Below are 10,563 nucleotides of genomic sequence, written 5' to 3' on the forward strand. Positions count from 1 at the left end.
CAGGCGACTCAAAACTCGGTCCTGATCCGCGCCCAGAAATAACGCCCAAGCGTGTCGTAGGTGAACGCGTCGGTGTTGGCCGCACTGGCGTAGCCGTAGTAGCGCGGCGGCGTGCGATTGCCGAGGTTGTTCACGCCCAGCGCCAGGGTGCTGTGCAGGCGCTCGAACTTCCGGCTCACGCTGGCGTCGTGGTAGGTCACCGCACCGACCGGGAAATATACGCAACTGCCGTCGGCGGCGGTGTTGACGCAGAAGTCCTCGTAGGCGCTACCGACCGTGGTACGGCCGATCAGGCGGGTGTTCCAGCTCGCGTGCCAGGGACCGTTGTCCCAGTCGAGCGTGAAGTTCGCGCGCCAGCGTGGAAGATTGCCGTAGCTGGATTGTTCGCCCACGTAGTTGTGCGGATCGCCGCTGAATTTGTAGCTGGACAGGTAGGTGGCATCGACGCCGACGCGGAAGCGGCCCCAGGCGGTCTCGGGCAAGGCGTACTTGATGCCGACGTCGTCGCCGCGGATGTCGACCTTGCCGCTGTTGATCGCGAACGGCACGGTCACGCTGACCAGTTGCCCGGTGGGGCCGCGCTCGATCAACGGGCAGTAGGCACTCTGACCGTCGTAGCAGTACTGCAGCACCTGATTCAGACCGACGCCGTTGATCATGTCGTCGAGAGTGACGCGCCAGCTATCCAGGTTCAGCGACAGCCCCTCGGCCCAGCCCGGGTCGTACACCGCGCCGATGTTGTAGGAACGGCCCTGCTCGGGCTTGATCGCGAAACCGGCGTTGGCCGAGCCGGTGGTGAGCACGGTGAAGGTGGAGGTGTTGACGAAACGGCCATCGGTCGGCACGTTGGCGCAGGCTGCGGGATTGCCGCCGCCGGTGTAGCCGTTGCACGGATCCGTGTAGTCGGCGACGTCGTCGACCACGCCGTTGTACGGCGAGCCGTACAGGTCGCCCAACGCCGGCGCGCGGAACACCTGCGAGCCGGTGGCGCGGATCAGCAGGTTGTCGATCGGCCGCCATTCCAGCGCGACTTTGCTGTTGGTGGTGCTGCCCCAGTAGTCGTAGCGCGAGTAGCGCGTGCCCAGGTTGAGGTTCAGCGCCTGCGCGCCGGTCACGCCCTTGATCAGCGGCACCAGCACTTCGGCGTAGGCCTCCTTGATGGTCTCGTCGTGGCCCTGGTTCATGATGCAGCCGTCGTTGTAGTCGCAGTTGCCTTCCGCATCGGCGGCCGCCACCGGATTGCTGGTGCCCTGCGAGAAGCCGTTCTTGCGGAACGACAGGCCGAACGCGGCCTGCACCGCCCCGGCCGGCATCGCGAACAGGTCGCCGTTGACGCTGGCCTCGGCGAACTTCATGGTGCTCTCGTCGATTAGGTCGACCGCGCTCTGGGTGGCCTTGATGCCGGCGATGGTGGCCGGATCGTCCGGGTTGAACACGTTGATCGGGGTACAGCCGGCGATGACGTTGCCGGGCGTGCCGCACTTGATGGTGCCGTCGCTGTCGCGGAACGAGGCGCCCACCGCGTTGTTCAGCGCCGAGGTGATGGAGAAGCCGTTGCGCACCAGGGTGTCCTTGTAGTGCGCGTAGCCGGCCGCCGCGTCCCACTGCCAGCTGCTGTCGCCGAACTTGCCGCGCAGGCCGGCGACGATGTTGGTCTGGTACATCGTCGAGGTGTAGACGCGGGTGTTGGCCGGCACCGAGCGCAGCAGGTAGCGGCTGAGCTGGGCGCCGAAGGGGTTGTAGTAGTTCTGCGCGGCGTTGGGCAGTTCCAGGCCGTAGGCGGTGAGCTGCGAGGTGGTCTCGCTGCGGGTCCAGAACATGTCCAGGTAGCCCTGCACGTTCGGGGTGAAGTCGAAACTGGCGTGCGCCGAGGCGTTGGTGCGCTGCACCGGGGTGATCAGGTACTGGCCGGTGTACGCGTCGTAGCCTTCGACTGCCTGGCTGTAGGTGTGGAAATCGCCCGCGGTCACCTGGCCGGGTGCCAGGTTCGCGTTGGGGGTCAGCACGCTGCCATTGCCGAGGAAGGCGCGGGTGCCGTTGCCGCGGCGCTCCACCACGTCGCCGTTGAGATAGCTCTGCGCGGTGCGCGCATAGTCGCGGTCGCTGTCGTACAGCGCGTTCATGGAACTGCGGCTCACGCCCAGGATCAGCCCGCCGCGGTCCCAGGTCTTGCCCCACTCCAGGCCAAGCGAACGGCGGTTGCCATCGCCGTGGGTGCTCAGGCCGTAGTCGGCGGTGGCGGCGAAGCCGTCGTACTTGTCCTTGAGGATGATGTTGACCACGCCGGCGATGGCGTCGGAGCCGTACACCGACGAGGCGCCGTCGGTGAGCACCTCGATGCGCTCGACCATCGCCGCCGGAATCGCGTTGACGTCCACGCCGGGCGCGGCGGCGACGCTGCTGGCCGGCCCGGCCATGCGGTGGCCGTTGACCAGCACCAGGGTGCGCTCGGGGCCGAGATTGCGCAGCGAGACCAGCGCACGGCCGTGGCTGAAGCCGGAATTGAGCGCCACGTTGGGCATGTTGCCGGCCATCGCCGGCAGCTGCTGCAGCAACTGGCCGAGCGTGTTCTGGCCGCTGTCCTCGATGCGCTGGCGGTCGATGGTGATGACCGGGCTGGCGGTCTCGGCATCGACCCGGCGCAGATGGCTGCCGGTGACGCTGACCCGTTCCAGCGTGGTCGCCTGGGTGTCCTGCGTCTGTGCATCCTGCGCCTGCACCGCTGGCGCGAGCAGGGCCAGCGCGGTGCAGATGGCCGCAGCCAGTGGACCGGGTTGCGGCGCGGCACGCCAGGAACACGGGAGCAGCGGCACAACGCGTTCGAGCAAAGACGGCATCGGAAATCTCCTGAGCGGCGGCCTGGCGATCGCTGGAGCGCCGCCCTTCCCCAGGCGGCCGCCCCGTCGCCAGCGCGTGTGGCGGATACGAAAACGGACGTGTCCACGCAGGCGCCACCGGATGGGACGATCCCGACGCCGTCTGCACGGCGACGCGCACGACCCATGCGCTGCGTCCCCGGTCATGCGCAGGACTCTCCCCCTGGACAGTCACTGCACGGCCACAATGTGCGCGTAGGATGCGCGCGGCGTCTTGTCGTATTTATCGGGAAAACGTGCGGAATACCGCACTGCCCCGCCGCCTGGCGGGACGTTTCCGACTTTTTCGCCACTCAGCCGTAGACGGCCGAAATCGCCACCGTCGCCGCGCTGCCGGCCGGAACCAGCACACGCTCGTTGCGCGGCCCCGACAGCGCCGCCGGCTGCCCGTCCAGCCGCACCTCCTGCAGGCGGGTGCCGGCCGGCACGCGCAGGGTCAGCCAGGTCCGCGCCGGCCGCTGCGCCGGCAGCGTCACGCTGCCGGCGATGCGCTTGCGCACTGGGTCCCCCTGCAGCGTCAGCGACACCCTGCCCCAGCGCGTCGGCGCCGCCTCGATCGCGATCGTCTCGCCGCTGCCCAGCCAGTCGCGCGGCAGCGCCCGCGCCAGGAACAGTTCCTCGCCGGCGCTGTCCTCGAACACCAGCATCCAGCGCAGCAGCAGCGGGATGGTCATCTGCGCGGGAATGCAGAACAGCGGCATGCCGCCGGTGATGCCGCTGACCTCGCCCGCCGTCCAACTGCCGCGGGTATGCACGTGGTAGCGGTGCGCGTACAGGAACAGCAGGTATTCCTCGATGCGGTCCAGGCGCAACAACTGCTGCGCGTAGCCGTAGGAGATGAAGCCGAGCAGGTCGCGCCCCTCCGGCGTCGGCGCGGTGATGTTGCCGACCACGCCGAGGCTGGTGCCGCCGTGGCCGCGCACGCAATCGATGACCAGGTGCGCCAGCTCGTCGGGCAGCACGTCGGCCTGCAGCAGTTCGGCATAGGCGCGGTGCGGCCAGCCCTGCTCGCTGGGGTGTTCCTGCTGCAGTGACTGGCGGAAGGTGAGCTTCACCCCCGGCAGCGGACCGATGTACGGCGGCTGCAGGTCGCGGCGGATATTGCCGCGCAGGGTGCGCAGCAATTGCGCGGACAACTGCTGCGCGCGGCGCTGCCATTGCGCCGCGGCAGCCTGCCCGCTCGGCCCGGCGATGCCGCTCCACACCGCCGCCAGGTCCTGCCAGCCACGCACCGCCAGCGCGCTGTTGGCGTAGTACGGCTTCCACCACACCTGCGGGTCGGGGAACAGGCAGGCATCGGATTCGTTCCAGCCGTGCAGCAGGCCGTGCCCCGGTGCCGAGGCCGGCAGGCGCAGGCTGGCGTCGTGCAACTCGGCCAGTATCTGCGCGGTGGCGGCGATCTTGTCGCGGTGCTTGCGCAGCAGCGCGGCATCGCCGGTGTAGCGCAAGTAGCGCGCCAGCAGCGACAGGGTCAGCCCGAACTGGCCGGTCTCCGGACCGCGCATGTTGACCATGCCGTCGGCCTGCACGAAGTCGTTGAAGTAGCCGTCCAGCACCGCCGCCGCCTGGCCGAAACGGCCCCACTCCAGGTTGGCGTACAGCGAACTGGTGAAGGTGTCCTGGAAGCCGTCGTACTCGTTGCCGTAGTAGTCGCGGTCCACCGCGCCGTACTTGGGATAGGTGCCGCCCGGACGCACCACCAGCTCGCGGGCGAAGGCGAAGCGGGCCATGTCGCGCCAGCTCGGGTCAGGGGTCTGCGCCTGCACGGTGTCGCCCAGCTGCGCCTGCCAGTAGCCGGCGAAGGCGAGCAGGCCGCGATAAAAGTCCTCGGCACTGCGCGGGCCGCGCCTTGGCGGGTAGTCGGGATAGCTGTAGCCGTACACCACCTTGCTGACCTTGCCGTGCTCGACCAGCGCGCTGCGGTGCCAGGTCTGCACCACGAAGCGGTCCTCGGCCAGCACGTCGGCGAACAGCAGGATGTCGTAGTAGCGGCCCTCGCCGGCCGGCACCACCTTGCGCACCGCCGGCATCCAGCCGCCGAGCAGGCCTTCGCTGCGGCGCCGCACCAGCTCGTCCTTGCCCAGTTCCGGGAACGCCTGGATGGCGCGGTAGCAGCGGGTACGCCCGTCCGGGTACACCGGCATGGTGTCGGCGCATTCGCGGGTGCCGACGAAGGTGGTCCACGGCAGGCGCCCGTTGTAGTCCTTGGGATCCAGTTGCGAGGCCGGCGGCGGCGCCACGTCGCGCACCTCGTCGGCGCGCGGGTCGCCATCGCGCAGCAAGCGATCGGCGAGCAGATCGGCATCGGCCATCGCCACTTCGGCCAGGGCCATGCCGAAGTACGGCGCCTGCGCCGCCGGGAACACCGCTTCGGTGCGCTTGCCCAGCACCAGCGCCCCGCCCGGCCCGCGCAAGGTCAGATCGCCGTCGGGCTGGCGCAGGTCTTCGTAGACCTCCCATTTCGCACCGGCCTCGACGAAACGGCATTGCAGCGTATGCCCGGCGAGCGCGTCGGCCGCCAGCGGCCGCAGGTGCGGCGGTGCCGGCGCCCGCGCGGCGCTGGCTGCTGTCGGTGCCGCAGCGGCACGCCCGGCCAGCGCTTCCACGCCGGCAACCGCGCCGACCGCCAGGCCCTGCCGCAGGAAATCTCTCCGATCCATCTACCGTCCCCGATGCAATGCGATCGTCGCATCGTGCGCTGCGCGCGTCGCAGCGTCTTGTGCGCTGTGCCGAGGATGGATGCGGAAAACCGCATAGCCGCGTGGTCGCGGCGGTGCTGCGTTGCGGGAGTGCAGCGCGGTGGTGACGGCTCAGGCGAGCACGTCGAGCAGACTGCCGATGCTGTCGTCGGCCGCGCGCAGCACCCGCGCATTGGCCTGGAACGCGGTGCGCTCGGTCAGCGTGCCAACCATGTCGTCGACCAGATCGCTGCCCTGCCCGTCGGCCTGCTGCACCTGGCCGACCACGCCGCCACCGGCGGTGGCCTGGTTCACCGGCACCGAGCGCTGGAAGCCGTCGGTTGCGAGATTGGCGATGTTGTTGGCGCGCACCTGCAGCCCCGACGCGGCAGCGCGCATGCCGGACAGCGCGATCGAGGAACTGGGAGCGATGGCGGTCATGGCGGGTCGGGGCGCAGGGAGACTTGCCGGGTTATCGGCGGAGTTGGCGGTGGCTTGAGGGTGGGATTGGGGAGTCGGGATTGGGGATTGGGGATTGGCAAGAGCGGGCGCGTCGGCGCGATGATCTGAAGCCCCTCTCCCATCGGGAGAGGAGTTGGAGTGAGGGTTCGGAGCCCCCGCGATACCCCAGAACCTGGTGCATCCCCCGCACCCTCATCCGCCCCTGCGGGGCACCTTCTCCCGAGGGAAGAAGGGAAAAACCAAAGCCCCTCTCCCCTCGGGAGAGGGGTTGGGGTGAGGGTACGGGCGCCGCGATGCGCCCGAAACGCCAGTGCCTACCCGTACCCTCATCCGCCCCTACGGGGCACCTTCTCGCGGAGGGAGAAGGAAAAACGCGAGCCCGAGGAACAGGAACCACCGCGCCTTTACGAATCCCCAATCTCAAATCCCGGCCCCACCTACAGCCTGTTCCACGCCGGCGTCGGCTCCCCCAACAGATGCCGCACGAAGAAGTCGTACTGGCGACGCTGCACGTAGTCGATGGGACCGGTGGAGCGGCCGACGGTGTGTTCGCCGCCGGGGACGGCGAGCACGTCGAAGTCCTTGCCGGCCTTGATCAGCGCGTCCACCACTTGCGCGGTCGAGGCCGGGTCGACGTTGCTGTCCTGCTCGCCGACGATCAGCAGCAGGTCGCCACGCAGCTTGGCCGCATTGTCCACGCCGGAGGCGCGCGCATAGCTGGCGTCCACCGGCCAGCCCATCCATTGCTCGTTCCAGCTGATCTTGTCCATGCGATTGTCGTAACAGCCCGCGTAGGCCACGCCCACCTTGTAGAAATCCGGATGCCGCTCCAGCGCGCCCAGCGTGCTCTGCCCGCCGGCCGACGCGCCGTAGATGCCGACACGGCCGATGTCGTAGGACGGATCCTGCGCAGCCAGTGCCTTGTGCCAGGCGATGCGGTCTGGGAAACCGGAATCGCCGAGGTTCTTCCAGGCCACGTCGTGGAAGGCCTTGGAACGGTTGGCGGTGCCCATGCCGTCGATCATCACCACGATGAAGCCCAGGTCGGCCTGGGCCTGCATGCCGATCTGCTTGTCGCCGCCGGAGTGGTAGCCGAACGGCCAGAAGGTCTTGGGCACGAAGGAATCGTGCGGGCCGGCGTAGATGTTCTCGATCACCGGGTACTTCTTGCGCGGGTCGTAGTCGCGCGGCCGCACCACCATGCCCCAGATGTCGGTCTTGCCGTCGCGGCCCTTGGCGACGAAGGTCTGCGGCGCGCGCCAGCCTGCGGCCTGCAGCTTGCGGATGTCGCCGCGCTCCACCACCTGCAGCAGGCGCCCGTCGATGGCATGCAGTTCCATCACCGGCGCCATGTCCGGACGCGAGTACACGTCCACGTAGTGACGGCCGTCGTCGGCGATGGCCACGTCGTGGTCGGCATCGGCCTGAGTCAGCCGGGTCAGGTGGCCGCCGTCGAAATCCACCGCGAACAGTTGCCGGTAATAGGGATCCTTGCCCGCATCCATGCCGCTGGCGGTGAACCAGATGCGCCGCTGCGCATCGTCCACGCGCAGCACGTCGCGCACGATCCACTCGCCCTTGGTGATCTGCGTCTTGATCCGGCCGCTGACGCCGTCGAACAGGTACAGATGGCGCCAGCCGTCGCGCTCGGAGATCCACAGGATCTCCTGGCCCAGGCCATCGACATCGTGGTGGTAACTGCGGTCGGCATAGACGAAGGTCTTCGCGTCCTCGCCCACCGCCACGTGCGCCTGGCCCGTGGCCGCGTCCACCGCGATCACGCGCATGCGCTGGAAGCCGCGCTGCACGTAATCGAACACGAAGCTGGCGCTGTCGCGGCGCCACTGGATCGGCGAGAGCTGGTATGGGTTGGCGAACAAGGCGTCGTCGATGGGCAGGCGCTTGGGCGCCCCGCCGCGCGCCAACGCGCCGAGGTCGAACAGCACCGGGCGTTCGATGTCCACCGCATCGCCGGGCTTGGGATACAACTGGGTGCGCACCATCGGCTGGCCGCCGCCGGGCGGCGCCGCCTCCACCCGGGTGACGCGGCGGGGAAAGCCGGGCTTCACCCGGTACAGCGCCAGCCGCTGCGAATCCGGCGACCAGGCGATGGTTTCCGGATCGTAGAAATCGTCGCTGCGGCCATCGTCGGCCAGGCGCAGCGTGCGCCCGTCGGCCACCGCGCGCAGCAGCACCGCGTTGCCCTCGACATAGGCGTCCCAGCGACCGTCCGGCGAGCGCCGCGGGGTGGCGTCGGCCGGCACGCTGAGATCGCGCACCACGCCGAAGCCGCGCGGACGCGGCTGCGGGCCGCTGTCGGCGCGCGCGCAGACGTAGGTGGTGAGCGTGCAGCGCCACGGCGTCTCATCGAGCGCGAAGGCAATCGCCGCCTGCGGCTGACCACCCTCGGCGATGTAGGCGAAACGCGTGAACGGCAGGCGCAGCGCCGGATAGGCGCTGCCGGTCGCTGCGCTCAGCCCGCGCGCCAGCCGCTGCTGGTCGAACGCCGGCTGCTTGCGCTGGCTGGCCACGTCCTCGACCACGAAGGCGAAGCCGCCCGGCACGGTCTTGCGATAGTAGAACGCGCCGTCGTCGCGCCACTGCGCCGGCCAGGTCACGTTCTCGGTCAGGCCGATCCAGGCCTCGCGCAGGCCCAGCGAGCGCTGGTAGTCGGCGACGCTGGGTGCGGCCTGTGCTGCGCTCGCGCAGCATGCAAGGGCGACGAGGAGAGAGACGACGAACTTGTTCATGCGGTATCCGAGAGTTTCGATGGCACGTTTATTCCTCGTAGGAGCGGCTTCAGCCGCGACCAGGCTCTACCAGGAAAGCCCATCGCGCCTGCTCCCACCAACGGGGACAAGCGCCGCTCCTACGTCCATCCACACACGCGACGGCTATTCCCCGTCGTCCTCTTCCAGCGCCAGTTCCTCCGGGCGCAGGCCGCTGCGCGCGCCCCAGTGATAGCAGCCCAGCGCGATCGCCGCCACGCACAGCGTGTCCCAGGGATGCGCGATCCAGCCGCTGCCACCGAAGGTGCCCAGCCGCGACACCACCAGCACCAGCGCGAAGAACACGATCAGCCACAGCACGCCGCGCACCTGCCGCGCCAGCCGCGCGCGACCGGCGGCGTTGGGCAGGCGATACAGCACGTACAGCGCGAACATCGCGATCTGCAGGCCGAGCAGCCACGACAGCGTCTTCCAGGTCGACCAATACACGATCAGGCCCGCGACGATGAACGACAGCGGGCCGAGCAGCGCCATGCCGCGCAGCCGAAACGGCCGCGGCAAGTCCGGCGCGCTGCGCCGTAAGGCGGCCACGGTCACCGGCGCCACCGCATAGCTCAACACCAGCGCCGCCGACACCACGTTGATCAGCGCCTCCCACGAGGGAAACGGCAGGGTCCAGAACACCGACAGGCCCAGGCTCAGCCACAGCGCCCGGCGCGGGATGCCGGAGGCGGCGTCCACCTTGGTCAACACCGGCAGGAAGCCGCCGCTGCGCGCCCAGCCGTACACCACCCGCGGCGTGGCGTTCATGTAGATGTTGCCGGTACCGCTGGGCGAGATCATCGCGTCGCAGATCACCAGCGCGGCCAGCCAGCCCATGCCCAGCGCCAGGGCGATATCGTGGTACGGCAGCGAGAACGCCTTGTCGATGCCGCCCCAGCCATTGGCCAAATGCTGCGCGGGCACCCCGCCGAGGAAGGCGAGCTGCAGCAGCACGTAGATCACCGTCGACAGCGCCACCGACAGGATCAACGCGATCGGAATGTTGCGCTGCGGATCGCGTACTTCGCTGGCCACCGACACGATCGGGGTCAGCCCGAGGTAGGCGAAGATGATGCCGCCGGCGGAAATCGCCGCCTCCACTCCGGCCGCACCGAACGGCGCAAAGCCCTGTACATGCAGGTTGCGCGCATCGAAGTGCGCCATCAGCAGCACGATCACCAGCACGGGCACCAGGAACTTGAACACGCTGACGATGTTGTTGGCGGTGGCGAAGGTCTTGACGCTGTAGTAGTTGAGCAGGAAGAACGCGACCAGCAAGGCAAGCTGCAGCAGCCAGCCGGCGACGCTGGGATGGGTGCTGCCGGCCTGGTTGAGCCACGGGAACCACGCCGCCGCGTACTGCCGCGCCGCCTCCACCTCGATCGCGATCAGGCTGGAGAAGGCGATCAGAGTAATGAAGCCCATCAGCCAGCCCAGCAGCACGCCGTGCGAGTACTCCGGGTAGCGCACCACGCCGCCGGCGCGCGGCAGTGCCGCACCCAGTTCGCAGTACACCAGGCCCAACAGCAGCACCGCCACGCCGCCGGCGATCCACGAGACGATGCCGGCCGGCCCGGCGATCGCCGAGACGTGGCTGGCCGAGAACAACCAACCAGAGCCGAAGATCGAGCCCAACCCGATGAAGGTCAGATCGGTCAGGCTCAAGCGTTTGTGGAACTTGCCTTGTGCGGCCATGGCGTCTCCCGCTGGGTTGGTGTCACTGGCGATTCAACGATCTGCGGCGCTTCCTACCCTCACCCCACCCCCTCTCCCGGT

At 68.9% G+C, this 10,563-nt stretch carries 5 protein-coding genes; all 5 read right to left on the bottom strand.

From position 1 onward, the window contains the following. Positions 1 to 8: 8 nt before the first annotated feature. The gene (locus NUG21_RS13375; RefSeq protein ID WP_263391126.1) at positions 9 to 2,837 is read right to left on the bottom strand and encodes a TonB-dependent receptor; all 2,829 of its coding nucleotides are present in this window, start codon (positions 2,835 to 2,837) and stop codon (positions 9 to 11) included. Between the two features lie 332 nt (positions 2,838 to 3,169). Then, positions 3,170 to 5,536, bottom strand: coding sequence for a Tat pathway signal protein (locus tag NUG21_RS13380; RefSeq protein WP_263391127.1), 2,367 nt, complete (start codon positions 5,534 to 5,536; stop codon positions 3,170 to 3,172). A 150-nt stretch (positions 5,537 to 5,686) separates the two neighbouring features. Continuing rightward, the gene (locus NUG21_RS13385) at positions 5,687 to 5,995 is read right to left on the bottom strand and encodes a flagellar basal body protein (protein ID WP_263391128.1); all 309 of its coding nucleotides are present in this window, start codon (positions 5,993 to 5,995) and stop codon (positions 5,687 to 5,689) included. Between the two features lie 458 nt (positions 5,996 to 6,453). Next, positions 6,454 to 8,766 (bottom strand): S9 family peptidase, encoded by a 2,313-nt coding sequence (locus NUG21_RS13390; protein WP_263391129.1) that lies wholly within the window; start codon positions 8,764 to 8,766, stop codon positions 6,454 to 6,456. A 144-nt stretch (positions 8,767 to 8,910) separates the two neighbouring features. Continuing rightward, positions 8,911 to 10,482 carry an APC family permease gene (locus NUG21_RS13395; RefSeq protein ID WP_263391130.1) on the bottom strand — a complete coding sequence of 524 codons (1,572 nt, stop codon included), beginning with the start codon at positions 10,480 to 10,482 and terminating at the stop codon, positions 8,911 to 8,913. Positions 10,483 to 10,563: the final 81 nt, after the last annotated feature.

Source organism: Xanthomonas sp. CFBP 8445 (genome assembly GCF_025666235.1).
Lineage (GTDB): Bacteria > Pseudomonadota > Gammaproteobacteria > Xanthomonadales > Xanthomonadaceae > Xanthomonas_A > Xanthomonas_A indica.

Bases quoted from the DNA above. Each gene is read 5' to 3' on its own strand.
- NUG21_RS13390 (WP_263391129.1), bottom strand. From the start codon at position 8,766: ATGAACAAGTTCGTCGTCTCTCTCCTCGTCGCCCTTGCATGCTGCGCG.
- NUG21_RS13375 (WP_263391126.1), bottom strand. From the start codon at position 2,837: ATGCCGTCTTTGCTCGAACGCGTTGTGCCGCTGCTCCCGTGTTCCTGG.
- NUG21_RS13380 (WP_263391127.1), bottom strand. From the start codon at position 5,536: ATGGATCGGAGAGATTTCCTGCGGCAGGGCCTGGCGGTCGGCGCGGTT.
- NUG21_RS13395 (WP_263391130.1), bottom strand. From the start codon at position 10,482: ATGGCCGCACAAGGCAAGTTCCACAAACGCTTGAGCCTGACCGATCTG.
- NUG21_RS13385 (WP_263391128.1), bottom strand. From the start codon at position 5,995: ATGACCGCCATCGCTCCCAGTTCCTCGATCGCGCTGTCCGGCATGCGC.